At 41.7% G+C, this 26,807-nt stretch carries 22 protein-coding genes; 4 read left to right on the plus strand and 18 right to left on the minus strand.

Annotated elements, in window-relative coordinates:
• The first annotated feature begins 124 nt into the window (after nucleotides 1-124).
• Together Q0I54_RS03000 and Q0I54_RS03005 are read left to right on the plus strand one after the other, a co-directional pair.
• The gene (locus Q0I54_RS03000) at nucleotides 125-934 is read left to right on the plus strand and encodes a helix-turn-helix domain-containing protein (protein ID WP_296116319.1); all 810 of its coding nucleotides are present in this window, start codon (nucleotides 125-127) and stop codon (nucleotides 932-934) included.
• A gap of 95 nt (nucleotides 935-1,029) precedes the next feature.
• Nucleotides 1,030-1,704: a DUF6198 family protein gene (locus Q0I54_RS03005; protein WP_296116321.1), complete on the plus strand. Its 675-nt coding sequence runs from the start codon at nucleotides 1,030-1,032 to the stop codon at nucleotides 1,702-1,704.
• 406 nt (nucleotides 1,705-2,110) lie between these two features.
• Here Q0I54_RS03005 and Q0I54_RS03010 read toward each other — a convergent pair whose 3' ends face one another.
• The 6 genes from Q0I54_RS03010 to leuA form a co-directional block, all read right to left on the minus strand.
• Nucleotides 2,111-3,172, minus strand: a complete 1,062-nt coding sequence (locus Q0I54_RS03010) for an FUSC family protein (RefSeq protein ID WP_296116323.1) — start codon at nucleotides 3,170-3,172, stop codon at nucleotides 2,111-2,113.
• A gap of 223 nt (nucleotides 3,173-3,395) precedes the next feature.
• Nucleotides 3,396-3,863, minus strand: a complete 468-nt coding sequence (locus Q0I54_RS03015) for a GtrA family protein (protein WP_296116325.1) — start codon at nucleotides 3,861-3,863, stop codon at nucleotides 3,396-3,398.
• A 1-nt stretch (nucleotide 3,864) separates the two neighbouring features.
• Nucleotides 3,865-4,812, minus strand: coding sequence for a glycosyltransferase family 2 protein (locus tag Q0I54_RS03020; RefSeq protein WP_296116327.1), 948 nt, complete (start codon nucleotides 4,810-4,812; stop codon nucleotides 3,865-3,867).
• A gap of 149 nt (nucleotides 4,813-4,961) precedes the next feature.
• Nucleotides 4,962-6,071, minus strand: a complete 1,110-nt coding sequence (glf, locus tag Q0I54_RS03025) for a UDP-galactopyranose mutase (protein WP_296116328.1) — start codon at nucleotides 6,069-6,071, stop codon at nucleotides 4,962-4,964.
• A gap of 38 nt (nucleotides 6,072-6,109) precedes the next feature.
• Nucleotides 6,110-7,549, minus strand: a complete 1,440-nt coding sequence (locus tag Q0I54_RS03030) for a sugar transferase (RefSeq protein WP_296116330.1) — start codon at nucleotides 7,547-7,549, stop codon at nucleotides 6,110-6,112.
• Between the two features lie 34 nt (nucleotides 7,550-7,583).
• A complete protein-coding gene (gene leuA, locus Q0I54_RS03035) occupies nucleotides 7,584-9,245 on the minus strand; it encodes a 2-isopropylmalate synthase (protein ID WP_296116331.1) in 1,662 nt (553 codons plus the stop codon).
• Between the two features lie 420 nt (nucleotides 9,246-9,665).
• On the opposite strand from leuA, the gene Q0I54_RS03040 reads away from it, so the two are divergent.
• Both Q0I54_RS03040 and Q0I54_RS03045 read left to right on the plus strand, forming a co-directional pair.
• Nucleotides 9,666-9,836: a DUF362 domain-containing protein gene (locus Q0I54_RS03040; protein WP_296116333.1), complete on the plus strand. Its 171-nt coding sequence runs from the start codon at nucleotides 9,666-9,668 to the stop codon at nucleotides 9,834-9,836.
• A 236-nt stretch (nucleotides 9,837-10,072) separates the two neighbouring features.
• The gene (locus Q0I54_RS03045; protein ID WP_296116334.1) at nucleotides 10,073-11,095 is read left to right on the plus strand and encodes a LacI family DNA-binding transcriptional regulator; all 1,023 of its coding nucleotides are present in this window, start codon (nucleotides 10,073-10,075) and stop codon (nucleotides 11,093-11,095) included.
• 173 nt (nucleotides 11,096-11,268) lie between these two features.
• Here Q0I54_RS03045 and Q0I54_RS03050 read toward each other — a convergent pair whose 3' ends face one another.
• The 12 genes from Q0I54_RS03050 to Q0I54_RS03105 form a co-directional block, all read right to left on the minus strand.
• On the minus strand, nucleotides 11,269-11,688 hold the full coding sequence (locus Q0I54_RS03050) for a cupin domain-containing protein (protein ID WP_296116336.1): 420 nt from the start codon (nucleotides 11,686-11,688) through the stop codon (nucleotides 11,269-11,271).
• A gap of 100 nt (nucleotides 11,689-11,788) precedes the next feature.
• Nucleotides 11,789-12,901 carry a Gfo/Idh/MocA family protein gene (locus Q0I54_RS03055; RefSeq protein WP_296116337.1) on the minus strand — a complete coding sequence of 371 codons (1,113 nt, stop codon included), beginning with the start codon at nucleotides 12,899-12,901 and terminating at the stop codon, nucleotides 11,789-11,791.
• 47 nt (nucleotides 12,902-12,948) lie between these two features.
• The gene (locus Q0I54_RS03060) at nucleotides 12,949-13,914 is read right to left on the minus strand and encodes an ABC transporter permease (protein ID WP_296116338.1); all 966 of its coding nucleotides are present in this window, start codon (nucleotides 13,912-13,914) and stop codon (nucleotides 12,949-12,951) included.
• Entirely contained in the window at nucleotides 13,907-14,929 is a 1,023-nt protein-coding gene (locus Q0I54_RS03065; protein ID WP_296116340.1) for an ABC transporter permease, read from the minus strand. Before Q0I54_RS03065 ends, Q0I54_RS03060 begins: the two co-directional genes overlap by 8 nt.
• 2 nt (nucleotides 14,930-14,931) lie before the next feature.
• Complete coding sequence (locus Q0I54_RS03070) at nucleotides 14,932-16,452, minus strand: sugar ABC transporter ATP-binding protein (RefSeq protein WP_296116342.1); 1,521 nt, start codon at nucleotides 16,450-16,452, stop codon at nucleotides 14,932-14,934.
• 165 nt (nucleotides 16,453-16,617) lie between these two features.
• The gene (locus Q0I54_RS03075; protein WP_296116344.1) at nucleotides 16,618-17,784 is read right to left on the minus strand and encodes a substrate-binding domain-containing protein; all 1,167 of its coding nucleotides are present in this window, start codon (nucleotides 17,782-17,784) and stop codon (nucleotides 16,618-16,620) included.
• An 81-nt stretch (nucleotides 17,785-17,865) separates the two neighbouring features.
• Complete coding sequence (xylB, locus tag Q0I54_RS03080; RefSeq protein ID WP_296116346.1) at nucleotides 17,866-19,329, minus strand: xylulokinase; 1,464 nt, start codon at nucleotides 19,327-19,329, stop codon at nucleotides 17,866-17,868.
• 18 nt (nucleotides 19,330-19,347) lie between these two features.
• The gene (locus Q0I54_RS03085; RefSeq protein ID WP_296116347.1) at nucleotides 19,348-20,826 is read right to left on the minus strand and encodes an L-fucose/L-arabinose isomerase family protein; all 1,479 of its coding nucleotides are present in this window, start codon (nucleotides 20,824-20,826) and stop codon (nucleotides 19,348-19,350) included.
• Between the two features lie 356 nt (nucleotides 20,827-21,182).
• Nucleotides 21,183-21,788 (minus strand): protein adenylyltransferase Fic, encoded by a 606-nt coding sequence (gene fic / locus Q0I54_RS03090; RefSeq protein WP_296116371.1) that lies wholly within the window; start codon nucleotides 21,786-21,788, stop codon nucleotides 21,183-21,185.
• A gap of 104 nt (nucleotides 21,789-21,892) precedes the next feature.
• Nucleotides 21,893-23,938: an alpha-L-arabinofuranosidase C-terminal domain-containing protein gene (locus Q0I54_RS03095; protein ID WP_296116349.1), complete on the minus strand. Its 2,046-nt coding sequence runs from the start codon at nucleotides 23,936-23,938 to the stop codon at nucleotides 21,893-21,895.
• Nucleotides 23,939-24,022: 84 nt separating this feature from the next.
• On the minus strand, nucleotides 24,023-24,517 hold the full coding sequence (locus Q0I54_RS03100) for a phosphatase PAP2 family protein (RefSeq protein ID WP_296116351.1): 495 nt from the start codon (nucleotides 24,515-24,517) through the stop codon (nucleotides 24,023-24,025).
• A 112-nt stretch (nucleotides 24,518-24,629) separates the two neighbouring features.
• Nucleotides 24,630-26,654 (minus strand): beta-galactosidase, encoded by a 2,025-nt coding sequence (locus Q0I54_RS03105; RefSeq protein ID WP_296116352.1) that lies wholly within the window; start codon nucleotides 26,652-26,654, stop codon nucleotides 24,630-24,632.
• Between the last annotated feature and the right edge of the window lie 153 nt (nucleotides 26,655-26,807).

Here is a 26,807-nt window from a genome sequence, read left to right on the forward strand (position 1 = left end):
AATCAGATTGCTGTGTTGTCTACTACATTAAGTATCTTCAGTATAGCAGATTTCATGTGTTGGGTGTATAATAAGTTTCGCTAAAAAATATAACATTTTGAAACAAGTTTTTGGGGAGGTTATTATGCCAATCTATTTTAGGAATACACCCGTGAGTGCACCATTCATGTTTGATTCCATTGGGAATCAATGGATAGAAGAAGAAACCAGCCGCCCGGAAGGCTATCCGCATTATCATTATCTGCAGACCGAATCCGGATGCGGGCAGATTGAAATACAGGGAAACTATTATGAATTGCGGGAAAATGAAGGTTTTCTGATCGCACCTTTCATTCCGCACTCTTACAAAAAAAATTCCGACACATGGATCACCGCCTTTGCAACCTTTACAGGTACATTAGAAACAAGCATTTCCGCAATGTTGCAAAACAGAGACGTAATCTGGGTTGAAAAAGAGCAGGTACAGCAGATTGCTTCCCAGATTGCCACATGTGTAGATGAGATTGCTGCACATGGTCAGCAGGACAGCAAATTTCTGTCTGTCAACTGCTACAACCTACTGCTGAACTTCACAGACTGTATGAATGGACTGGCTCATATGCAGGATCCACTCTATCAGAGATACATTGTACCCGTTGTGCAGGAAATAGAAACAAATTTTTCTGCAGACCTGACCACACAGGCTCTCAGTGAAAAAGTATTTGTGTCACCGCAATATCTTTCCCGTCTGTTCCGGCGTTTTTTCTCCTGCTCTGTGTACGAATATCTGACCATGCACCGCATCAACAAAGCAAAAGAACTTTTGCTGACCAACGTTTACCTGAAAGTGCAGGACATCGCCAGTATGATCGGTTTTTCCGATACCAGCCATTTTATTTTCATGTTCAAAAAAGCGACGGGCATGACACCACTGGAATTTCGGCGGATGCACTAAGGACCAAACAGAAACTTGAACACATCTTCCTTTCGTGCTAAACTCGGGTGTGCAGTTGGTGTATATACTGCTAAAAACTAATTGGAGGCATGATCATGGATGATACATATTCGCAGGATCAAAGACATATTTTTCGCGGGGAATTAGCCTTGCTTCTGGTAATTATAATGAACAGTTTTGGCGTGGTGCTGATGCTCTATTCCGGCTCCGGAATTTCAGCCATTTCCAGCGTACCTTACGCATTTTCTGAAGTATTTCCATTCCTATCCCTTGGAACATGGACATATATTTTTCAGGCAATCCTGATTGCATCCCTGATGATTTTACGCAAACGTTTCATTCTGGAATACTTACTGAGTTTTGTCGTAGGATTTGCATTCAGCATGATGTTGGATTTTTATAAGAGCTGGATCTCCATTCTTCCTTATAACATTCCAATGCGAATCCTTTACTTTATCATCAGTTATCTGCTGCTCTGCCTCGGAATCGCACTTTCCAACCGCTGTAGACTGCCGATCATTCCGACAGACCTTTTCCCAAGAGAACTGTCTGCCATCAAAAACTTTAAATACGCAAAAGTAAAAATATCTTTTGATGTTATCTGTCTGACAACAACAGCACTGATCACTTTCATCGGTATCGGACGCATCAAAGGACTTGGTATCGGAACGGTACTGGCGGCCTTCACCATGGGAAAAGTCATCGGACTTATTGGCGAAAAACTCGACGGACATTTCCGGTTCGTGACGTTCCGGACAGCTCATCGTTAATCGTTCCGGGTAATTGTGTGTTTTAGTATATAGAGTTATAAAAAGGGACTCTGGTTATTTGTCTCGTCAGCTAACAATCGCTTGCCGAGAAAAATAACCAGAGCCCCTTCTTCTCTACGTTATGAAATTAAACCTCACTGTTTGTTTACCCTTATGTTGTGCCACACATATTTTCAACTAAGTAAACTAACGGAAAATAATGATAACTTAAATGGCGAAATCGGAGAATCTTTCTGCGGCAAGCGATTAAGTAAACGACTGAGTTTTGCGAGTTTTGCGCGAGTGGGAAACGACCAGCTTTTATAGAAGTTGGGAACGAGCGCGATAAAACCGAAGCAAAACGAGGGTAGTGAACGTCTAGCTGTCGCAGAAAGATTCTCCGATTTCGCTTTAAATATCCCCTCTCTTAAGCCGAAGTTTCCCGGGAATCCACTGAAACCCGATCCAGCACCCGTCCGAAGCCACGTTCGAAAAGCACACCATAAATGGCTCCGAAAAAGTTATTGAAAATTCGGAAAAATATCGCCCCCGGAAGTCCCAGGATTCCAACCGCGATCGACAACGCTCCAAAAGTATTGAAAATTGCCTGGCATCCATAAGTCGCGGAAAGTCCCACACCGATTCCTCCAATCACACCTACATAATTATAAATGGACGGTGGCAAGAAATAATACAGCGCCAGGAATACAAAACATCCAACAATATTCCCCGGAACTCTGGCTTGGGCACGCTGCTTTGCATCTTCGTGAAACGGCACCAGAATAGACATCGCCGCGATTCCGATCCACATCCGACGCGGAATATGCAGCAATCCGGCAATCAGCATAGCCGTTGTCACACCAAATACCATCGTGATCTGCCATCTTGTACGCAGAGAATGTATATCGAATTCCCGAAAAATGTCTTTCAAACTTCGCTTATAAACTTTTTTATGATGATTCCGGTAATATACGATCAATGTCGCCGCTGCACCGATTCCCATAGCGATCAGTCGCTGAATGTACAGCTCTCCGGACACATCATAACCATACAAAAGCAAATAGCTCAGCAGTAATGTAGAATGATTAAACATGACCACATTGTGACAACCAAGCACCATCAAAATCAAAATGCAAACCGTGTTCACAAGAAACTCCTGCGCCAGTCCACCGGCATTTGCCAGACGGGGACCAAAAGTCAGAATTGCAAACATGATTGCCAGCGCACCCATGGCATGCGGTGTCCGGATGCCGAAATCTGCGAAACGGAATGCCATCACACAAAGCAGCACCACAACGCCTACAATACTGTTGTCATTTCCAAATATTTTGCTGAATCCAATAACAACTGCCATACAGAATACCATTGTTATAAAAATTTTAAACAAATAAATTGCTATATGCCGCCTTTTTTCTTTTTTATCTGTACAACTACGAATCACTGCTTTCGATCCAGCCTGATTCAACTGTAATTCTTGATAAAACGTCATCTTATTTTACCTCTTTATTTTATCTGTAAGTTTTTTCATTCAAGAATGGTGTCTTATATCTCTTTTATCGACACATCGGGGAGGAATTATAGCACCTTGGTTATTCTATGTCAATTTAGATTCCATTGATTTTATTTTTTATTTAGAAATTTACGTAATATGCTTTTATAAAAAACAGCTTACCTTCTACACGTTTTATGCAACAGGTAAGCTGTATCATTCACTATTTTTTATTTTTGAACACAAAAATTTTACTGATAATATAATTTAAAATTACGATCACAACCTGCGCAATCAGCTTTACAATCATGCTGTTTCCATGCAATAAGCTAATAAACACAAACAGAATCAGTTCTTCCACTCCCAGGGTTGCCAGACGTCCACCAAAAAATTTGGCAATCTCTTCCAGCACTGCTACGAATCCTGATGTTTCTGACTGAAATACCCAGATTTTATTTGTCACATAAGCAAATGTAACTGCAAACACCCAGGAAATCACATTTGCAATCAGTTCATTCATATGCATTCCCACATTAAACCATGCAAATGTTCCGATACTGACAATGGTGGTCAGTCCGCCAAACAACAAGTACAGCAAAACCTCTTTGTTTTTTTTGTAAATTTTTTCAAATATCCGAAGCCCCGGTAAATGCATCAGCCGGTCAAATATATCTTCTTTTTTTTGTTCCAATTTAGCTCTCCTTTTCTGCTTCTGGCTCTTTCTCTAACACATTTTTTGCAATATAGACTGGTCGATGTTTTCCCTGAATATATGTTTTCGCCAGATATTCGCCCAGAATTCCCATCACCAGGAGCTGCACGCCACCCAAAAACAACACGACAACGATGGTGGTCGCATAACCCGGCACATCAATTCCCGTGATCAACGTCTGTGCAATGATAATGATACCGTAAATAATGGCAATGACAGACACAATAGCTCCACAAAATGTTGCAATCCGCAGCGGTACGGTAGAGAATGATACAATCCCCTCTATCGCGTATTGAAACAGCTTCGCAAAATTCCATTTCGTCGTACCTGCAAAACGCTCCGCCGCCTCGTACGGAATATATTCCGTCTCGAATCCAACCCAGGAAAATAACCCCTTGGAAAACCGAAAATACTCCGGCATCCCAAGTAATGCTTCCTGCACATTTGACCGGAACGTTCTGAAATCACTGGCATTTTCCCGTAAATCCACTTCACTCAGACGGTTGATAAATTTGTAAAAACGATCTTTGCAGCACCCCATCAGCTTTCCTTCATGGCGCTGTTCCTGATAAGCTGCAACCACATCCACTTCCGGCTTTTCATCCAGAATTTTTACCATGTTCCGGACAATTTCCGGATCCTGCTGAAGGTCTGCATCAATGATAGAAATATAAGTTCCGGTAGCATACTTCAATCCTGCATAAATGGCAGATTCTTTTCCGAAATTTCTGGAAAAGTTCACTACCAGAATGTTGCTGTATTTCTCATGTAAACTCTGTAATTTTCTATATGTGCCATCCTTACTGCCATCATTTACAAAAACAACTTCGAATGTTTCCGGCAAAAAAACTTCTAAGCATCTGGCATAGAAAGCCTCCACATTCTGTTCTTCGTTATAGCATGGTACAATTAATGATAATTCTGTCACGTATCTCTCCTGTCTAACTCTGCTGTCTATGCAGAGCAATCACTCACTGATATTACTCACCTTGCAGAAGTGGGAGTCTTCTCGACTGAGGTAAATCAGGCAGCAATCCAGACTTCGTCTGTCCTGCCGCCTGATATGATTCTGTTTCTTTATTTTGCAAGTTCTGCCTGTACACAGTCTAATGCTGCCTCGATGGTATCATCCATGTCATAGTATTTGTACATGCCAAGTCGACCGCCGAAGATCACATTTCCTTCTTTTACTGCAAGTTCTGTATACTGCTCATAGAGTTTCAGGTTTTTCTCATCATTCATCGGGTAATAAGGCTCATCCCCTTTGCTCCATGTCTGTGGATACTCTCTGGTGATAACAGTATCCGGCTGTGTGCCATAAGTAAAATGTTTATGCTCAATAATTCGTGTAAACGGCACTTCATACTCTGTGTAGTTTACAACTGCATTTCCCTGATAGTTTTCTTCCCCTTCGATGACTTCTGTCTCGAATTTCAGGGAACGGTACTCTAATTCTCCGTAGCAGTAATTGTAATACTCATCGATCATACCGGTATAAACAATCTTGTCAGCCTGCTCCATCCAGGAGTCTTTGTTTTTCAGAAAGTCCTCTTCCAGTTTCACTTCTACGCCATCCAACATGCGCTCGATCATCTTGGTGTATCCCTCTACTGGGATTCCCTGATAATCGTCATTGAAGTAATTGTTGTCATAAGTAAAACGAACCGGCAGACGTTTGATGATAAATGCCGGAAGCTCTGTAGCACGTTTTCCCCACTGCTTCTCGGTATAGCCTTTTACCAGTTTTGTGTATACATCCGGTCCGATCAGGCTGATTGCCTGTTCTTCCAGATTCTGCGGATTTTCCACATGGAAAGCTGCTTTCTGCTCTTCGATCTTCTCCTGTGCCTGCTTCGGCGTTACAACACCCCAGAGTTTGTTAAATGTGTTCATGTTAAATGGAAGATTGTAGATCTCACCTTTGTAATTTGCAACCGGTGAATTGGTGTAACGGTTAAATTTTGCAAAGCTGTTTACATAATTCCATACCGTCTCATTGGAAGTATGGAAAATGTGTGCACCATACTGGTGAACATCAATATCGTGTACTTTCTTAGTGTAAATATTTCCTGCAATATGGTTCCGTTTGTCAATAACCAGACAACTCTTTCCTGCTGCCTTTGCCTCGTGTGCAAATACTGCACCAAATAATCCTGCTCCTACGATCAGATAATCATATTTTTTCATCCGATACCTCCTGTACACCATGTACGATTCGTAACTTTTTATTCTGCGCCTTCTTTTGCAAAAACGACTTTAAATGTCTTTAAAATAATTTTCAGATCCAGTTTCAAACTCCAGTTCTCGATATAATAAGCATCCAGACGAACAATCTCCTCAAAGTCTGTGATCTCACTTCGTCCGCTTACCTGCCACATGCCTGTCAGACCCGGCTTCATACTCAGACGGACTTTGTGATGCAGATCATATGCTGCCACCTCGTCCACTGTAGGAGGACGGGTTCCCACAAGACTCATGTCACCTTTGAGAATATTATAAAACTGCGGAAGTTCGTCGATACTCAAGGATCTGATAATATTTCCAATTCCCTTGCCCGGACCTTTTTCACTGCCGATGATACGCGGGTCATTATCCATTTTGAACATGTTGCCCTGCATCTTATTCTGTGCCATCAGATCTTTTTTGCGTTCTTCCGCATCCATGTACATGGAACGGAATTTGTACATCTTAAACCGGCGTCCATTTTTCCCGACACGTTCCTGACAATAGAAAATTGGTCCCGGTGACGCCTTATAGATCAGCGGTGCCACGAAAATAAAAGCAATACCGGTGATCACACAGCCCACAATACCTGCTGCAATATCTGTCAGTCGCTTTAATCCCATTGGAATACTGCTTGCTGTATTGATACTGGTCGTCATACAGGTATAACCACCAATGCGCTCAATGGTTCGGTTTGGAAGTGCGTCATCCGTGTAATCCAATGCAATATGCACGACCACGCCCATCTGAAGCAGTGTCCAGGTCAGTTCATCCACTTCATTATCATCCTGCGCTAATTTGATCATAACCTCATCGATGACATTCTTCTGAATATAAGTCAGCAGATTGTCTTTGTTACATACAACCGGAATCCCCTCTATTTTTTCATTTTCAAGATCACGGTTCATGATTGCCAGACCTGCGAGGTTAAATCCATTGTACATACGGTTGGAAAACTGACGCACCATCTCTGACGCATACTCTTCCGTGCTGATCACCAGGAAGTTTGGCTGATTTTTTCCTTTCCATACAATTCGTCGAATGTTCAGCTTCCACAAAAATCTGCCTACCAGCATGAAAATGATTGTAAATCCAAAAGAGGTCAGGAATACCTGTCTGGAAAACCAAAATGCCTGCTTCGTCACATACAGATATGCCATAACCAGCCCCCACATGATAATGTTGTGGACCAGAACGGATTCTATCTCCCTGATAAAACTACGTTTTAAAATATTTTTGTAAGTTCCACGCAGCAACACATAACAGAGATCAATAATGATCAGCAATATGTTTACATGTGCATACAGACTCGTCTCACGATAAAGCTGCAGTGTGTCATGCCGGAAGAAGTAAGAAGCCACGTATGCAATCTGAATACAGATCAGATCAATGATCATAAAATCTATATGCTTCCACCAGCCATACTTTTTCTTTTGATTCATAGCATCCCTCGTCTTATTTTCAAGTGTCTGTCTCTTATTTTATAGCTAAACGGTTCAATCCGCTGAAGAATGCACGGATTGTTGCTTTTGTAATATTAGAACTGTCACCTGCGCCAAAAAGTACTTTTCCGGTGCTGTTGTCTCTCATCTCGATGTAAGCAGCTGCTCTCGCATGAGAACCAGATCCAAGCGCATGCTCAGAATAGTTCATAACGCGTATATCAAGGTCAAATTCTTTGTTGATGGCTGTCTTGACAGCATCCAGCGGACCGTTACCTTTTGCTTCGATATGGTATGGTTTTTTCTTATATTTAAAATCAATGGTTGCCACGCAGTCTTTGTCATTGACATCCTCCACGCGGATTTTATTGAACTCAAACGGATCATCCAATGCGATATATTCATGCTTGAACGCATCGAAGATCTGCTCCGGTGCAATCTCTCCACCTTTTTCCTCGGATATTTTCTGAATAACATCCGCGAACTCTTTGTGCATTTCCTTCGGAAGTTTGTAACCATATATGGATTCCATGACGAAAGCTACACCGCCTTTGCCGGACTGGCTGTTGATACGAACCACCGGCTCGTACTCTCTGCCGATATCTGCCGGATCGATTGGAAGATACGGAACCTCCCAGATTCCTGTGTTGCGCTCGCGCAGTGCGTGCACACCTTTGTTAATGGCATCCTGATGAGAACCGGAAAATGCAGTAAATACAAGTTTTCCTGCATACGGATGGCGCATGTCGATATCCATCTTACAGCATCTCTCATATACTTCAATAATCTCTTTGATATTCTCAATATTCAGTTCCGGATCAATACCCTGTGAAAACATATTGTATGCTACGTTCAGCACGTCAATATTACCGGTACGCTCGCCGTTTCCAAATAAAGTACCCTCCACACGGTCAGCTCCTGCCAGCAGGCTCAGCTCTGTAGCAGCAATACCTGTTCCGCGGTCATTGTGCGGATGTACGCTTAAAATAATAGAATCTCTGTTTTTAAAATGTTTATGCATCCATTCAATCTGATCAGCATACACATTCGGTGTGTTCATCTCAACAGTCGCCGGAAGGTTGAAGATAATCTTGTTTTCCGGTGTCGGCTGCCAGACATCCTGAACTGCAGTACAAATATCCAGTGCAAATTCTACTTCCGTACCGGTAAAGCTCTCCGGAGAATACTCCAGCTGGATATTTCCGTCAAATTTTGCAGCACGCTCCTTTACCATTTTTGTTCCATCAATGGCAATCTGTTTGATTGCTTCTTTATCTTTATGAAAAACCACATCACGCTGAAGTACAGAGGTCGAATTGTAAATATGAACGATTACATTCTTGATTCCCTGAATTGCCTCAAACGTACGGTCGATCAGATGCTCTCTGCACTGTGTCAGAACCTGAACCTGTACATCGTCCGGAATCATATTCTCATCGACTAATTTTCGTAAAAAATCATACTCAATCTGAGATGCTGCCGGGAAACCGATCTCGATCTGCTTAAAACCAAGTTTTAACAGCAGCTGGAACATCTCCATTTTTTCGTCTACATTCATCGGATCGATCAGGGCCTGATTTCCATCCCGCAGATCCACACTGCACCAGATTGGTGCATGCTCAATCTCTTTATTCGGCCATTCACGCTCCGGGTAATGTAATACCGGCACTCTTTTGTATTTTCTGTAATTTAACATAGTCAATCTCTCCCATTGTCCAACTTCTTTTATGCATGTTGCAGTACATTCCGCGTATCACTTTTCTTGAAAAAGGGCGTAAAATGCCTGTAATTATTATTTCTTGCTAAATATACATATTATATCATCTATCTTAACGTTGCAAGATGATTTTTCTGAATAATTCATGAAGTTTTCCAAAGTAAAATAAAAATGAGCAAGTTTTTCCTTTATTCCAAACAGGAAAACTTACTCAACATCTATGATAGCATATACTAACTCAAGTGTCAATATGTATTAAGTTCAATACAATCGCAAAAAAGCACCCTTATTGATCGTTTTATATCAGAGAGTGCTTGCAATTTTTGATTTTTTATATTATTATGGGAAAAAGCTTATGGAAAGCTTGACGAACAAGTATTTTTTAAGGAGGAAAAAATTATGGCATACGTAATTAGCGATTCTTGTGTAATGTGTGGCGCATGTGCTGGTGGATGTCCAGTAGGTGCTATTTCTGAGGGAGATGCTCAGTACGTTATCGACGCTGACGCTTGCATCGATTGCGGCGCTTGCGCAGGTACATGTCCTACAGGTGCTATCGCAGAGGCTTAATTTTAAGTCCTTATTAGCACAATTAATTTTATGCATTACAAGCTGCTGTATCAACATTGGTACAGCAGTTTTTTTATGTAAATGTTTTGATCATATAAATTTGCATATATAGCTTTTGATCAAAAAGTTATATTTTTTTCTTTCCTTTATATAAATTTTAGTGTATAATAAAGTTATATTTTAGTACGTTTGAGTTTTAATTACAACTTAGAATAAATAATTTATGGAGAAAAAAGATGGCTATCACAGCAAAAAAAATTGCAGAAAAACTTAACCTGTCTCCATCTGCTGTATCATTGGCTCTAAACGGCAAACCTGGTGTCAGTGACAGTACAAGAGAACTTGTTCTTGCAGAAGCAGAAAGGCTGGGTTATGCAAAACAAAAAGTTACAACTGCCGGACCACAAAATATTCGCTTTGTTATTTTTTTAAGCAATCAGCGTGAAATCATTCAAGAAACAACTTTCTATTCCTACATACTGCAAGGAATCGAAAAATATGCAAAACGATATGGATACAATGTTCTTGTAAGTTATTATCGCGCCGACGAAGATCCAACATTACAATTAAATGCAATTTCTGCAGATGTTACGGGACTGATCATTCTCGGAACATCTATTGAACGTTCTCGGTTAGAAGAGTTGCGCCCACTGTTTGACCTTAACCTTCCCATGGTATTGGTCGATAACTATATCGAAGCTCTTGGTATTGACTGTGTTGTTACAGATAATTACCGCGGCTCTTACAATGCCACAAAATACCTTTTAGCAAAAGGGTATACAGATCTTGGTTACTTGCGTTCCAAATCCAAAATTGATAACTTTCGCAGACGTCAGGAAGGATTTTTCAATGCCTGCAAAGAGGCAGCACTTGATCAGAATTATATTATGATCGATGTAGGCATTTCTTCCCTGAAAGCATATAACGATATGAGTGAGTGGCTCAATAATAATCAGCCACCCCGTGCTTTACTTGCAGATAATGATGTAATTGCAACGGCATGCACTCGCGCACTAAAAGCACATGGCTATCGGATCCCAGAAGATGTCGCAGTTATCGGATTTGATAACATGCCTTTGTGTTCGATGGTGGAACCTCCTCTTACTGCCATCGATGTAGATAAAGAGATGATTGGCAAAACAGCGGTTAATCTCCTCCACAATCGCATCACAGAGTTCTACTCCGGTGCAGAATGCATTAACGACGGAACACTCCTCGTTTATGTTTCCACAAAATTGGTAGAACGCGAAACTACATAAGATTCTTTTTCATGCAAAAATAAGCACGGTCACTGACTGTGCTTATTTCATAATATAGAGCAAAATAAACAGACCCAACAGCAACTACCGTTGCCATTGAGTCTGCCTGTAGAGATTATATATTATCCCTATCACGAGGAAGAAATCTACTTTTAATTGGAGAGTAAATTATTTTATTCTTCTGGTGGAATAATTTCATCTGCCTGTTTTCCAAGAACTGCTTCGGAGCCTGGAACCTGATATACAGCTACCATATGTGTAGTCATATCCGGTCCATTTACGGTTCCATGCTCAAGATGCGCCGGAATACGTACAAAATCGCCTGGCTGCATCAATTCAGAGATTCTTGTACCATCTTCCAGAATAATATACTGTTCACAATCTTTTCCATCAATCATATACAGAATCTCATCACATTCATGGCTATGCTGACTGTGTCCTAATCCCGGAAGCAGAGTAACAATACCACCTGTCATATTGTCTGTACCTGTTGTACGTGGCTCAATTGTCCACTGAAGTGTTCCCCAAGGGAATTTCTGTGTCTCACACTGTTTTGTATTTACAAAGAATTCTTTTCCTGTATATTTTTTCATGATAATGATCTCCTTTTTATTATGCCGATAAGATTTTGTTTGATTCGATCATCCGGAGCCGGTTTACACCGGCTTCGAATAATCATATACTTTTTAACTCTTAAAACTGAGTGAAGTCTGGCATTTCGATGATTTCTCCGCCTCTCATAGCAGACTCATGAGCCAGGATTCCGGCTACGTTCCAGTTAGCAGCTACAACAGAGTTTACATGAGCTGGTCTGCCCTCAAGGATTGCATCGATGAACTCACGAATCATATGCGGATGTGATCCACCATGTCCATCACCCTGAATAAAGGATACATGATCCTGGTCTTCAATCTGGTTCTTCAAACTGAACTTTTTAATAGAATCTGGAAGCATATAATCTGTATCCGGTACATGAATATGTTCTGCACCTTCAATACCTGTATAGATAACTGGACCTTCACCTACACACTGCTCCCACTCAAATGATTCTTTGGAACCATAGAAATCAAAACTTTCGCGATACTGACGAATTGTATCAAATAATGTACGTGTAACCTCACCTGCCACATCAGAATCTGCAAATGTTAACTGCACAGACTCTGCTGCAAATGGAGAATTATACTTTCCAACATACTCTTCACGAATACGTCCGGAACCAATACAGCGAACCGTTTTAATCGGTTTACGAAGGATTTCAGAAAGTGGAGCAATCGCATGAGTCGGATAATGCATTGGTGGCATACCATACCAGTAGGATGGCCATCCCGGAAGACTCATATTCTGCTGGTGAGATCCTCGAAGGAACTGCAAACGTCCGATATCACCTTTCTCATATAAGCTCTTAAAATATAAGAACTCTCTTGTATAGATGGATGTCTCCATCAACATGTATACTTTACCAGTTTCTTTCTCCAGTTTACAAATGTTCTCACACTCTTCAACTGTCATTCCCATAGGAACGGTAGAAGCAACATGTTTACCTGCTTTTAATGCTTTCTCTACGAAAGTATAATGTGAAAGTAAATCTGTGTTGATATGTACTGCATCAATATCAGGATCTTTTAATAACTCGTCATAGTCTGTGTAGCGTTTCTCTACCCCATGCGCATCTGCGAATTTGTTTAATTCCTCTTCATTTCTACGACAAACAGCTACACACTCTGTTTTTTCATACGCCTGATAAATCGGTACAAACTCTCCTCCAAATCCTAATCCAACTACCGCAACTCTTACTTTGTTGTCCATACCTTACACCTCTTTCTTTAAGATTAAAAAATATTGTATCTGAAAAATTATCTGCTTGTCTTCTCACGAACATATACGATTAACATGAGAAGCAGAATAATTCCGGATCCTAAATACTTACCGCTGTCGCCGTAACCAAGCGCTACAAACAGGTTTGTCAGTGTCTGGAGTACGATTGCTCCAAGAATAACTCCAATATAGTTTCTCTGACCACCTTTGATTGATACACCACCGATTACTACGGCTGCGATACTTGGCATTACATAAGTAGATGCCATATCTTTGAATGCCATTCCAAGGTTACCAAGAAGGATCAGCCCCATCATTGCTGCAATGATACTGCAGACAACGAAAGAAGACATTCTGATGAGATTAACCTTTACACCTGACAGATGTGCTGTTCTTGGGTTTGCGCCAGTTGCCACGTATAAACTGGATAATTTTGTTTTGTACAGGAGCCACATTACGACTACTGTCATGATCATCAGCAGGAATCCGATGTTCGGAACCGGACCAGTCTGCTGACCTGCCAGCCATTTCAGACATGGACTTGGCTCACCACCGATACTTGCGCCGGCTGAGTAAATATCTACAATACCCTGAAGGATCTGAGACATTGCCAGCGTTACAACCAACGAAGGAATTCTTGCATAAATTGTCATGAATCCATTAACAAGACCAACGATGATACCAACCATCAGAGCAAACAGGATTGCTTTCCAGAGGTTCATGTTGGAACCATCCATCATACCTGCTGTTACACAGGATACTAATGTTGCTGTATAACCAACGGACAAATCGATGTCACCACCTGTACAGATAATCAACATCTGACCAAGACCGAAGATTGCGATTAATGCTGCGAACTTAACAGTCGATCCTACGGAAGCGAACTGTCCACCGGTGATCGCATTTCCCATAACGAACAGGATAACGATCAGGATAATACAAAGGATCAGGCTTGAATTTTTCTTGATAAATGATTTTGAGCCATTTGCTGCTGTATTATTCATTCTCTTTGCCCTCCTTTGCTGTAAGTGTTTTCACCAGTCTGATAATTGCGGAACTGGATACTGCCACCAGAAGAATAATTCCACTTACCAGGGTCTGATAATCACTGTTGATGCCGGAGAAAGAGATTAGTTTTGATACCAAACTGATGATTGCTGCACCTCCAATGGCTACATATACATTACCTGTACCACCTGCCAGTGAAACACCTCCGACAATTGCTGATGCGATACTCTTCAGTGTTAATGCATCACCAAGACGGGCACTACCTGACTGGTTCTGTCCTACAAGGAACAGCGCTGCCAGCATACAGCAGAATGCATCAAATACGTAAGCCATGATCTGAACTTTTACTGTTTTAACGCCACTGTCATATGCGATATTTCGATCAGAACCTACAGCGTAGATATAACGCCCAAGTTTCTTTCTGCTGATGATGTACCAAAGTACGATAACACCAACAATCATCAGTACGCCTGTTGGAATCTTGTCACCAAACGCTTTTAAAGCTGCCGGCATATTCTCAACCGAGCTGAATTTGTAGAAAAATCGCATCCAGTTTGCACAACTGCCGCCCGGAGATGGCATGATAAACAATGCGGCTCCAAGGTAAATATAAGATGTTGCAAATGTTGCAATAATTGGCGGAAGTTTAAAGTATGCAACGGATACACCATTTAACAGACCAATACCAACCATTGCCAGGCAACATACCAGTAATGCGATCACGCCGCTTCCCGGTGTTGCTGATTTCATAATACCTGCAAGAATACAGAGCATAAATGCCATTGCATTACCACTGGACATATCCAAACCGCCGGAAATAATTACGACTGCCTGTCCGATTGTAAGAAGAATGATCGGTGTCCAGGAAATGATCATATTCTGAAGTGATGACGGTGCAAAGAAGTTTCCTTGCAGCACTGCTACAACAATGATCATTACGATTAAAATTATGATTGTAACAAACTCCGGTTTTCTGACGAAAGCAGGAACAGATTTTTTCTTTGTATTCATGTTTATGCTTCCTCCTCTTTGTGATTACCCTTCATGGAGAGTTCAACCAATGCCTCATCTGTAATCTCATCACCAACAAGTTCACCTACGATACTTCCCTCATGCATTACAAGCACACGGTCACAGTTATCAATCAGCTCTTCATTATCACTGGCGTAGAGCAGTGCGGAAATATGCTTCTCATCCACGATGTTCTGTACAATATCGTACATATCCTTTTTCGCACCTACATCAACACCTTTTGCCGGATCGGAAAGTACAATCAGCGAAGATTCTACCTGCAGCCATTTTCCCATAACAACTTTCTGTGCATTACCACCAGAAAGACTGGATACTGGACATTCAATGCCATCTGACTTGGTAGAAAGAATCTTTTTAGATTCCAGACATTCTTCTCTGTATTTCTTCTTCGGAAGAACGAATGGCTCTCTCTTTAATGCTGCCTTCGGAAGAATATGGTTCTCATAGATGCTATTCTGCATCATCAGACCTTCCTTCTGACGGTCGCCTGGAATCAGGAGGATTCCACGCTCAATCGCTTTATGCGGCGCATTCAGTAATACTTCTTCTCCATTTACTTTAATCTTGGACTTCATATCTTTGTAATCACCGGAGATCGCAAGAAGTAATTCTTCCTGTCCCTGACCGGACAATCCGCCGATTCCAAGTACTTCACCTTTTTTAATATGAAGAGAAATATCTTTTAAAATCCCCTTGTAATTCAAGTGTTCAATATCAATGGTTCTTTCATCAGGGATTTCTTTATATGTACGCTTCTCGGAGACAACTTTCTTTTCTCCGGTGATCATCTGAATGATCACATCTGCGTCTTTTTCATCTTTATCAAAGTCTAATCTGCCAACAACTTCACCATTTTTGAAAACGATGATATCATCACAGATATCCATTACTTCCCACATTCTGTGAGAAGTAAATACCATACCGACTCCTCGGTCTGCAAGCATTCTCATGTATTTAAATAAAATCTCAACCTGCGATTGTTCCAGTGCGGCTGTCGGCTCATCAAGAATCAGCATTTTCGGTTCCTGCGAGATTGCTTTTGCCACCTCCACAATCTGCATCTCTGACGGACTAAGTTCAGAGACTTTTCTGTTGTAATCAAAGCCCGGTACGAAATCTTCCAAAATTTTGGCAGCCGTATGTTTTGCATTCGAATCATCCAGGAAAAATCCTTTCTTTTTCTCAAATCCCATTACAATGTTCTGCCATACAGTCAGATCCGGTAAAAGGCTCAGATTCTGGAATGCCATCGCAATTCCTGCTTTTTTGGCATCCATCGGGTTTTTGAAATTTACATCTTTCCCCAAATATGTGATGGTACCACCATTTTTGTGATATACACCTGTAATACATTTGGAAATTGTACTTTTACCCGAACCATTGGCTCCCAGCAATCCGGTAATTTTTCCGCTTCGGCAGACGAGATTACCATCACTCAAAGCCGGAACGCCATTAAATTCTTTTACTATATTTTTTGCCTCAAGGATTATTTTATTTTCCATCTTATCTACCCTTCAAAAGCCATTCATTTTTCTTCCTATTAGTTTCAACAGGAACGCGATAATAATGTGTAAAAGCAAAATACCGGGGATTGAGGGGGCAGTTCCCCATCTACCCCGGTATCTACTTATGATTTCATCAGAAATTATGCTTCATTAAATCTGTTATTATTTGAACAGAGCGTTTGCTTCATCATCCGTCATATATTCATCAATACACTGCTCATCTGTAAAGTCTTTTACAACTTCCCATCCTTCATCAAAGTTATCGTTTGTGTAAACAGTTGTAACAACATACTCATATGTAGCTACGCCATCTTCAACTGTAAGCTGGCTCTCATCAAACTCTTTACCCTGAGCAATTTTAACTGCGATTCTTGCTGCTGTAGCACCAATTCCCGGAGGGTTCGGAACTACTACTGCATTAAAATCTTCTCCTTTGTCTACCAGATCTTTCCAAGCTGTAAAGAACGCTTTGGAACCATCACCGGAAACAACCTTCGGAATGTAGTTTGCATCGATACAAGCCTGCAGAACACCGTAACATCCATTATCCTGAGAAATGATTCCATCAGGTTTAATACCAGAAGCAAGGATTGCTGCTGTTACAGATTTTGATGTTGTATTATCCCAGCCACCTGGCTGATTTGCAGCCAGTGTTACGTCTGGATACTCAGCGATTGCATCGTCAGTTGCTTTAATACGGATTACGTTAGCCGGATGTCCATCAAGACCAGACACCTCAACTACTGTACCTTTACCGCCGATAATATCAAGCAATGTCTTTGCAGGACCATACGCATACTGATAATGATCTACAGATACATTTAAGATACCTTTTGCTGTAATAGATGCGTCATAAACAACTACAAGTTTTCCAGCTGCTTCTGCATCTAAAACTGCCTCGTTCAGTGATGTTGTATCATTCGGGTTGATCATGATCACATTTACCTGCGGATCATCAATAAAATCACGAATAATCTGAACCTGTTCATTGGCATCACCATTTGTAGCATTATTTACTACTTTGTATCCTTTGATGTCTCCGCTTTCTTTATATTCATCAAGAACACCTGTGATATCATTCACCATCTGATCACGCCATGCAGATCCACCAGAACCTGGTGCAATACCTACATAAATATCCTGTCCTGTGAGATCAACTTTTGTTAATACCCCATCTGTTGACTCGCTCTTACTGCCGGAACTCGTTTCCTCACTGGCTGATCCAGTGTTTGCTGCGCCACCTTTATCATCAGATGCGCCCCCACAACCTGCAAGTAACCCTACAGCCATAGCTGCTACCATTAATGCTGCGATCACTTTCTTTTTCATTCTTTCGCTCCTCCTTCTTTTGTCAGAATTCACTCTCTTGAATCCCATATTCTGTATCAGTTTTTTCACTGTTACATTCTCTTATAGTTCGTATAAACCTTTCACTGTCGGATACATCTGCACAAATTTGTTGTACTGTTTATTGTATTTCTCAACAATTTTCTGTTCCGGCTCAATGGTTTCTACTACTTCTACGATCTTGTCAGCCGCTTCTTTTACGCTTGCGTATTCTCCGCAGGCAACTGCTGCAAGCATCGCTGCTCCAAGTCCCGGACCTTCTTCTGTTTTCAGAATATCCACTTTGATTCCAAGGACATTTGCTATGATTTTTCTCCAGATACGGCTCTTTGCTCCACCACCGCAAAGTTTTGTCCTTTCAATCTGAATTCCCTGGGATTTTGCAATCTCGAAAGAATCACGAATTGCAAATGCAACGCCTTCCAGAACGGCCTGTGACATCTGTGTCTGTGTCGTATCCATTGACATTCCGATAAACATGCCTCTTGCATTCGGATTGTTGTGTGGTGATCTCTCTCCCATTAAGTAAGGAAGGAATGTCACTGGGTTATCACCAAGTTCGGAAATACCGCCGAGTACTGTATCATAATCTTTCCTTCCGATAATATTTTCTACCCACCATTTATTACAGGAAGCTGCGCTTAAGATACAACCCATCAGGTGATAACATCCGTCTGCGTGTGCAAAGGAATGTAAGGAATTTTTCTGATCTACACAAAATTTCTCGCTGGAGATAAATACGGTTCCGCTTGTTCCGAGGGACACATTGCATTTTCCATCACCCACGGTTCCAGTTCCGACTGCTGCTGCTGCATTATCGCCAGCTCCCGCAACAATCTTACATGTCTCTGGGAATCCAAGCTCTGCTGCGATCTCTGATCTTAAAGTTCCAGTTACTTCATAACTTTCATATAACTTCGGCAACACATCTTCTGTGATACCGCAGATATCCATCATTTCTTTTGACCAGCATTTATTCTTGACGTCCAGCAATAACATACCGGAAGCATCTGAATAATCGGTACTGAGTACACCACTTAATTTGTATGCAATGTAATCTTTCGGAAGCATCAGTTTGCAGATCTTTGTAAAATTTTCTGGTTCATTTTCTTTTACCCATAAAATCTTCGGTGCGGTAAATCCTGCAAATGCGATATTCGCTGTATACTCTGAAAGTTTGTCCTTGCCGATCACTTCATTCAGATAATCTGTCTGCTTTTGTGTACGTCCATCGTTCCAGAGGATTGCCGGTCTGATCACTTCATCTTTGTCATCCAAGATTACCAACCCATGCATCTGTCCACCAAAGCTGATGCCTGCAATCTGAGTTTTGTCACACTCTGCTGTCAGTTCTTTCAATCCCTCGATTGCTGCCTTCCACCAGTCTTCCGGTTTCTGTTCTGACCAGCCCGGATGCGGGAAATATAATTCATAGCTTTTGGAGATTGTATTTTTGATTGTGCCATCTCCCTGCATCAATACAAGTTTAACGGCTGAAGTTCCTAAATCCACGCCTATGTAATACATATTTCTTTTCCTCATTTATTATCTGTAAGGATTCTCTGTAATGTAACGCATGCCTGCTGGCTGATTGTAACCGATTTCTTCCGGTGCCACACCAATGTATTTCAGCACTTCAAATAACTGTTTTCCGAAGTGACCGAACATAACTGCTCCATGGTGCGGATAATTTTTCTCAACCAGTACATGGCGATAAAATCTTTCCATCTCTTTGATTGCAAAGATTCCGATTGCTCCGAAAGATCTTGTTGCTACCGGAAGCACCTCGCCCTCTGCCAAATAAGCTCTTAATTTTCCATCGGCTGTACTCTGGAGCCGATAGAATGTGATGTCACCCGGAATGATGTCACCTTCAAGTGTTCCCTGCGTAACTTCTTCCGGAAGACTTCTTGCCATGATCATCTGATATTCCATGGAATGTTTTACCAGTTTTGTGGAGCATGTATTTCCACAGTGGAATCCCATGAATGTCTCACCTTTTCTATAATCAAATTTTCCTTTGATATCTTCATTATAAATTGCATCTGTTACGGTATTGTTGATATCAAGCAAAGTAACTGTATCACCGCTGATGCACTGACCAATGTATTCGCTTAATGCTCCATACAGATCAACCTCACAGGATACCGGAATTCCTTTTCCTGCCAGACGGCTGTTTACATAACATGGAACAAATCCGAACTGTGTCTGAAATGCCGGCCAACATTTTGTACTTAATACCACATACTCGCATGCACCTTTATGCGCTTCCACCCAGTCAAGAAGTGTAAGTTCATACTGAGCAAGTTTCGGTAAGATCTGCGGTTTGTTATTTCCATCTCCCAATTCTTTTTCCATATCTGCCACAACTTCCGGAATACGAGGATCATCTGCATGTTTATGAAAAGCTTCAAACAGATCCAATTCTGAATTTTCTTCAACCTCAACCCCTAAATTGTAAAACTGTTTAATCGGTGCATTACATGCAAGAAAGTTTAATGGTCTCGGTCCAAAGCTGATCACTTTCAGAGAAGAAAGTCCGATGAGTGCTCTTGCAATTCCTACAAAATCATGAATCATATCTGCACATTCTTCCGCGCTTCCAACCGGTTCTTCCGGGATATAGGCTTTTGTATTTCTAAGTGCCAGATTGTAGCTTGCATTAAGGACTCCACAGTAAGCATCGCCACGTCCCTGTACTAGATTTTCTTCCTCTGCTGCTGCAACAATGATTGTCGGACCATCAAATTTTTTCACAAGCATTGTTTCTGCAATCTCCGGTCCGAAGTTTCCGAGATACACGCACAAAGCATTACATCCTGCTTTCCTGATATCCTCCAGAGCCTGCATCATATGAATTTCACTCTCTACAATACAGATTGGACATTCATAAACATTGTCCTCTCCATATTTGTCCTGATATGCTTTTATCAGGTTCTTTCTTCTGTTTACAGAAAGACTTTCCGGGAAACAATCGCGGCTAACAGCAACCACACCCACTTTTACTTCTGGAACATTAAACATTTTTTCGCCCCCTACTATTGAATTTATTTAGTAAATTTTTCTCTCAATTAATTTAGTTGTATTTTACCCCCCCCTTGCTTTTGTCAATTATTTCTTTCTTTAAATTCACATTTTTGGCATATTCTTGTATTTCTTCTTCTCTTTTTTGTGCATTTTGCTTATTTCTTTGTCCAGTTTTTAACAAAAATATATCTGAATATTTTAGTTGAATATTTAGTTTGTCATCATTTTTCTTACTTCACATACACTTTTTTGAAGCAAAATCATTTTCTACATAATGTTTTTTCTTTTAAAAAGGCAAAAAAGTGTCGAAAAACAATCCCTATCTGAATCATTTTTCGACACTCTGTTTTTATTTATAATTCTTCTGCCTTATATGTCGTATAACCTTCGTAATAATAACTGTGATCAATGCCTTTCATAAACACTTCACGACTCTCCGTCTGATCTGTCAGCGCATTTTTCAAAGCATACTTGATCTCGATATCTCTAATCGGACTTCGCTCCATGGCAAGCAGATAATCTTCTTTATCCACTTTGCTCCAATCTACAACTTTTCCGATTTCATGTTTTAGCATCTGATCCAACCAGATACGGGTACTGCGTCCATTTCCCTCCCGGAATGGATGTGCAATATTCATCTCCACATATTTCTCTACAATTTCATCAAAATCATACTGTGGCATTTTATCAATGTTTTCAAGTGCTACCTGCAGATACATCACCGGCGCAAAACGAAAATTTCCTTTTGCCAGATTCACCGTTCGCACTTCTCCCGCAAAATCATAGATATCTTCAAATAAATATCGGTGAATTTCCTGCAAGGAAGAAAATTTTCCCGCCGGAAGTTTATCAAGAATCCCCTTTTCAAACAATGCGGCAGCCTTTGTTTTACTGATTCTTTCCTCTTCCCGTGCAAGTTCTGCCGAACTCGTAACTCCTAATTTATTTTCAAGCATAATATTCCTTTCACTTCATAATCTGTACGCTCTGTCTCTTTCAAAATAAGTCGTTGCCAAAATTCCGAACGTGCATTATTACAACATTCCCTGTCACTGCCTTATCACTATTTATAAACCACTACCACCATGCTTTTCTCCGGCAGCGTTACACATCCATTAATCTGAACCTTCTGCTCAGTCACCTCTGATTTCTCCGGTAATCCTTCTGGTATCTCGCCGGTTCCCTGCAGTGTCCACTGTTTTCCAGCCGCATTTACCGCAAATCCTTCTGCATCTTCCAGCGTCAGATCATAATTCTGATTCGTTGTATTTACTGCTTTCACAATGACATTTTCACTATCATCCATAGATACCGACACATATATTCCTATTTTTCGTAAGTTGACATCCTGTTCATGCAATAATACCGTATAACTGCCTCTGTGATTTGCGAACAATTTCTGCACATAATAATTTGGTGTCAGATATACCTTACTGTCATCAAACCAGATCATATCCGGCTTCCACTGACTGTGTCCGATCCGGTTAAACAACGGTGCATAGGAAGCAAGTTTTACCACATCCGCATTTTTCTCAATACCGGTCAGCAATGCCGCTTCGGCAAGGGCACTCTCCATGGAATTTTCCCGTTTTTCCGTATGTGCCGCGTATTCTCCTGCAAACACAGCCACATCCCGCGGATAGTCATCATACATAGCCACATGATCGTACAGCCACTGCGGGCTTACATAATAATGCTCATCCACTGCATAACTGAACTCCGGATTTTCCTTTGCCTTTTCCCGGTAATAGTTCCATGCATCCTCGGTGATAGAACACTCCATAAATGGTCCTGCCGTTCCGAGTAACCGAATCTCAGGATATTTTGCATGAATGGCCGCCTCAAACTGCTCATAACGATATCTCATATCAAGATACTGTGTCTCCCACTGCTCATTTCCGACAGAAAGGAAGTCCATGCCAAAAGGCTGCGGATGACCCATTTTGGCACGCAATGCACCCCATTTACTGTCCACCGGTCCATTGGCAAATTCGATGAGATCCAGTGCATCCTGCACATACTCATTGAATTCCTCACTCCCAGAATCCACCATCTCCGTGGAACGGAATTGACATGCTGTACCAATATTCAGCACCGGAAGCGGTTTCGCTCCTAATAATTCACACAACAGGAAATATTCATAAAATCCAAGGCCGAAAGACTGACCATAATGCGCATCCGGCCGTTTCGTCATCGGATCATTTTTATTCCAATCATCATCAAATGCCCACAGATTTGGGATATAACGCCGGTCTTTCACATCGCCCACTGTATTTTTCCAGTAATAACGATTATCCAGGCTGATGCCTTCCACGATGCAGCCACCCGGAAAACGCACAAATCCCGGTTTTATCGCCTGCAATGCCTCAAACAGATCTTTGCGGAAAATTCCTGCCACTGCATCTTCCGGAATCATGGAAATCAGGTCAAACTCTACCACGCCCGGCGCATCCATCGCGATCGCAAACTGTGCCCCACGAACATCATCCAAGGCTGTAAGTACCGCTTCATATTTTATCCACTCATTTCTGCGGCATTTATCACTCTGATCCATCTGGTGGATTTTTTCAATCTCCGGATTCAAGGTTCCATAACCAATCTTCATCGGGATCTTCAGATCACAAAATGGTACATACGGAACCGGTTTCACAGCCTTTACTTCTGTCTGTGCAAAAATGTGTCCGTCTTTTTGTACTTTTATCTGAAAACCATCGCCTTCATACGCCACACATCTCGCATAAAAAGATACATTATAAGTATGATTTTTTTCTAATCGGATACCGTCATAGGCTTTATTTGCAAATCCCTGTCCCGCCTGCTTTGCAGTGAAACGTAGGTAATGCGGATTTACCGCAGACACCGGCGTTCCTGTCACATATTGCATCAATGGACATTCTTCTCCGGTCTGATACAAGGGTTTCCACGCATATCCAAAGTCATCCACTGCATAAAATCGGCCCGGATTGCCATAGGCTTCCTTTGCCTCAAAAGAGCGATTTTCAATCAGTTCTGCATACAGACCGCCATCTGCTGCAAAATTAATATCTTCAAAAAACAAACCAATCAGTTCCGGTGCGATTGAAACACCTTTTTCTTTTCCTATCCTCATGCTACACTACCTTCTCTCCAAAAAACGTCAACTTGTACTCCCTGCTACAATCTGTCTCGAAACATACATCTAACATATAGTTCTTTAAATTACCCAGAAACATAATATTCCAAATCCAACTGCGATCAACGCGCCTGCCACGACATCTTTTACAAAATGCACCCGACCGATCACCCGTGCTGCTGCCAGAAAGCCCCCTGCCACACAAAGAAGAATCCCAAGTGGCATCCACACATACCATGCTGCCATAGCAATAATGTAAATGGAAAATACATGTCGGCTTGGGAATGAATTTCCCTTCGTATCCTTCGGGATCAGCGGCTTCACCGGCCATTTTTCATAAGGTCGCGGCGCATTAAACTTTTTTCGAAATAATGTGACCAATACAAAAGTTATTGCCGGAACCAGTAATACCCGCCAGAAACGACCGTCCCTGCAAACTACCAGATAAAAAAGTAATGCAGGATAAATCAGATAAACCACATCTGTCAAAATGTGATTTACCCGCAGCAGACAGTTCTTCTTTTGCTCCGATGCTTCAAATGGCGCTGCCAATCTGTCATAAAACTCCTGCTTCATCCTGCATTACCTCGTTTCTTCTAATATGTCTGAATTTGAATTTTATCAAATCAACTATAATAGTCTGATTATAGCATACTTTTCAAACACTAGATACTTTATATTCAATTGTTTATTTTTCTCTGATAATCTGTACATCCCAGCTGCCAAGTGCAAGTTTTTCCCCTGCTGCAATCTCTTCTCCAGGGAATGTCTTGTCCTCTTTCATCAGATATTCACCATCTGCTCCTGCATAAACAGCTTCTGCCGGTGTATGGGAATAGTTAAAATAGAACCAAACTGTTTTTCCGTTCTCATCTTTCATGCGGCGCACAATAACAGGAAACTCTGTATCCTGTACTGCATCCGCAATACCTGCTTCTTTCATGGCATCTGCCAGCAGCTTCTGCAGATATTTTTCAGACGTCTTGCATGCCAGATACTGTGCAATTCCTTTTCCATAATGGTTTCTCGTCACTGCCGCATAGTCTTTCCATGCATAGTGATCGTAGGATGCCAGCACTTCTGCACCTTCCGGTTTCACAAGTTCCATGAAAAGTTCTGCCTGCTCATCCTCTGTACCGCTCAGTTTTACCTCTTTCGGGAAAGTGAAATTACTGTAAGAAATACCAAGGCATTCGTTTAATACATGCGGGAATGCATCGTGATATACTTTTACATTTTCATCGGTATAAGCAGTCTTGAATGTAGTGATCAGGTATCCGCCATCTGCCACATACTGTTTCATGCGCTGCAGATCTGCCTCGCAAGCCGCATACAGTGCCGGAACGATCACCATCTGATAACGATCCATCTCCTTGCAGGACGGCTCGATGAAATCAACCTCTACATTCATTTTATAAAGGGCATCATACATCCAGCGAACTACGTCATTATAACTGGTTTTTCCAGGGCCTTCTGCCGTAGTATCAATGCGGAACCAGTCAAGTGCTGACAACGCATCGTTGCTGACAACCATAGCCACTTTGTTCTCTTTTTTCAGATTGCAGAGAGCCGGGCTTAATGCCGCAAAATCACGACCAATGGTTTTTGCCTCACAATATACATGATTTTCCTTGAAATCATGACTCAGCAAACCGCGCCAATAAGTCTCAAAGGAATTATGAATGGAATGCCAGTGCCAGTACTCAACCATTGCTGCTCCGGAGGCCACATGGCTGAAAGCCTGCTGACGAAGCTGTTCCGGGAACGGTGTCCAGCATGGATATCCCTGTGCTTCTGTCTCAAGGACAAAATAATTATTTTGCTTCAGAGAACGTGTCATGTCGCCGCCAAACGCAATCTCTGCGCCTGTCAATTCATCCTGGGTTGGATGATAAATATCACAACCAGCTACCGTCAGTGCCTCTCTTGCAATTTCAAAATGGTTATTTGCAGGCTGTACACCATAAGAATATCCACGCCACTCAAAATCCAGATTATGTGTGATAAACTGATCCGGGCGGGCATACTCTTTTACAATATTGGACTGCCAGGTCAAAAATTCGGTAACCAGTCCACGGCGGAACTTGTCAAATTCAGCACCAAGGCTTCCATTGATGGTTCCACGCACATCCGGGAAATCTTCCCAGTTATCCACACGATTACTCCAGTAATCCAGACCAAACGCTGCATTCATGGCATCGGTGCTTCCGTCAAATTTTTCCTTCAGATATTCCACAAATGCCGCCTGCACATTCGGGCCTGCGGTATCATAATATTTTGTCTCATTATCCAGCTGGAAACCGATGATACATTTGCGTCCCTGGCAGACTTCCAGCAATTTACGGATTACACGCTCCCCATATTTCAGATAATTCGGATTTGTGATATCCATGATCTGACGGGCGCCGTACACACCCTCGCCCTGATGTGTCACAGCCAGAACTGTCGGATCCATTTTTACCAGCCAGGATGGAACCGCATAGGTTGGTGTACCGATGATGACGTCAATGCCTGCTTCTTCCATGGCATCCAGCACCTTGGTCACCGTGGAAAAATCAAACTGGCCTTCCTGCTTTTCGTAAGTACTCCAGGTGGATTCTGCGATACGGACTACATTGATGCCTGCGGCTTTCATCATTTTGATGTCTTCTTCTAAGCGGTCATACGGAAGATACTCATAATAATACGCTACCCCATACAGTAATTTCTTCATAAAAAATGCCCTCCTTTTTTGGGTGTTGACAGACGGTCGAAATGCGGAATTTTAATCTGTGAAGCGGCATGCAGGCTCACACGAACAATTTTCTATCTGCGCTGCGCCATCTATTGTCGCCTCCTTCCGCGAACTCACCCACAGCAAAATCAG

The sequence above is a fragment of the uncultured Eubacterium sp. genome, from assembly GCF_934295145.1.
Lineage (GTDB): Bacteria > Bacillota > Clostridia > Lachnospirales > Lachnospiraceae > Eubacterium_I.

What these genes read in the sequence shown, in the direction of transcription:
- Q0I54_RS03000 (WP_296116319.1), top strand. Translation starts at nt 125, where the DNA reads ATGCCAATCTATTTTAGGAATACACCCGTGAGTGCACCATTCATGTTT.
- Q0I54_RS03005 (WP_296116321.1), top strand. Translation starts at nt 1,030, where the DNA reads ATGGATGATACATATTCGCAGGATCAAAGACATATTTTTCGCGGGGAA.
- Q0I54_RS03010 (WP_296116323.1), bottom strand. Translation starts at nt 3,172, where the DNA reads ATGACGTTTTATCAAGAATTACAGTTGAATCAGGCTGGATCGAAAGCA.
- glf (WP_296116328.1), bottom strand. Translation starts at nt 6,071, where the DNA reads ATGAAAAAATATGATTATCTGATCGTAGGAGCAGGATTATTTGGTGCA.
- Q0I54_RS03030 (WP_296116330.1), bottom strand. Translation starts at nt 7,549, where the DNA reads ATGAATCAAAAGAAAAAGTATGGCTGGTGGAAGCATATAGATTTTATG.
- leuA (WP_296116331.1), bottom strand. Translation starts at nt 9,245, where the DNA reads ATGTTAAATTACAGAAAATACAAAAGAGTGCCGGTATTACATTACCCG.
- Q0I54_RS03040 (WP_296116333.1), top strand. Translation starts at nt 9,666, where the DNA reads ATGGCATACGTAATTAGCGATTCTTGTGTAATGTGTGGCGCATGTGCT.
- Q0I54_RS03045 (WP_296116334.1), top strand. Translation starts at nt 10,073, where the DNA reads ATGGCTATCACAGCAAAAAAAATTGCAGAAAAACTTAACCTGTCTCCA.
- Q0I54_RS03050 (WP_296116336.1), bottom strand. Translation starts at nt 11,688, where the DNA reads ATGAAAAAATATACAGGAAAAGAATTCTTTGTAAATACAAAACAGTGT.
- Q0I54_RS03055 (WP_296116337.1), bottom strand. Translation starts at nt 12,901, where the DNA reads ATGGACAACAAAGTAAGAGTTGCGGTAGTTGGATTAGGATTTGGAGGA.
- Q0I54_RS03060 (WP_296116338.1), bottom strand. Translation starts at nt 13,914, where the DNA reads ATGAATAATACAGCAGCAAATGGCTCAAAATCATTTATCAAGAAAAAT.
- Q0I54_RS03065 (WP_296116340.1), bottom strand. Translation starts at nt 14,929, where the DNA reads ATGAATACAAAGAAAAAATCTGTTCCTGCTTTCGTCAGAAAACCGGAG.
- Q0I54_RS03070 (WP_296116342.1), bottom strand. Translation starts at nt 16,452, where the DNA reads ATGGAAAATAAAATAATCCTTGAGGCAAAAAATATAGTAAAAGAATTT.
- Q0I54_RS03075 (WP_296116344.1), bottom strand. Translation starts at nt 17,784, where the DNA reads ATGAAAAAGAAAGTGATCGCAGCATTAATGGTAGCAGCTATGGCTGTA.
- xylB (WP_296116346.1), bottom strand. Translation starts at nt 19,329, where the DNA reads ATGTATTACATAGGCGTGGATTTAGGAACTTCAGCCGTTAAACTTGTA.
- Q0I54_RS03085 (WP_296116347.1), bottom strand. Translation starts at nt 20,826, where the DNA reads ATGTTTAATGTTCCAGAAGTAAAAGTGGGTGTGGTTGCTGTTAGCCGC.
- Q0I54_RS03095 (WP_296116349.1), bottom strand. Translation starts at nt 23,938, where the DNA reads ATGAGGATAGGAAAAGAAAAAGGTGTTTCAATCGCACCGGAACTGATT.
- Q0I54_RS03100 (WP_296116351.1), bottom strand. Translation starts at nt 24,517, where the DNA reads ATGAAGCAGGAGTTTTATGACAGATTGGCAGCGCCATTTGAAGCATCG.
- Q0I54_RS03105 (WP_296116352.1), bottom strand. Translation starts at nt 26,654, where the DNA reads ATGAAGAAATTACTGTATGGGGTAGCGTATTATTATGAGTATCTTCCG.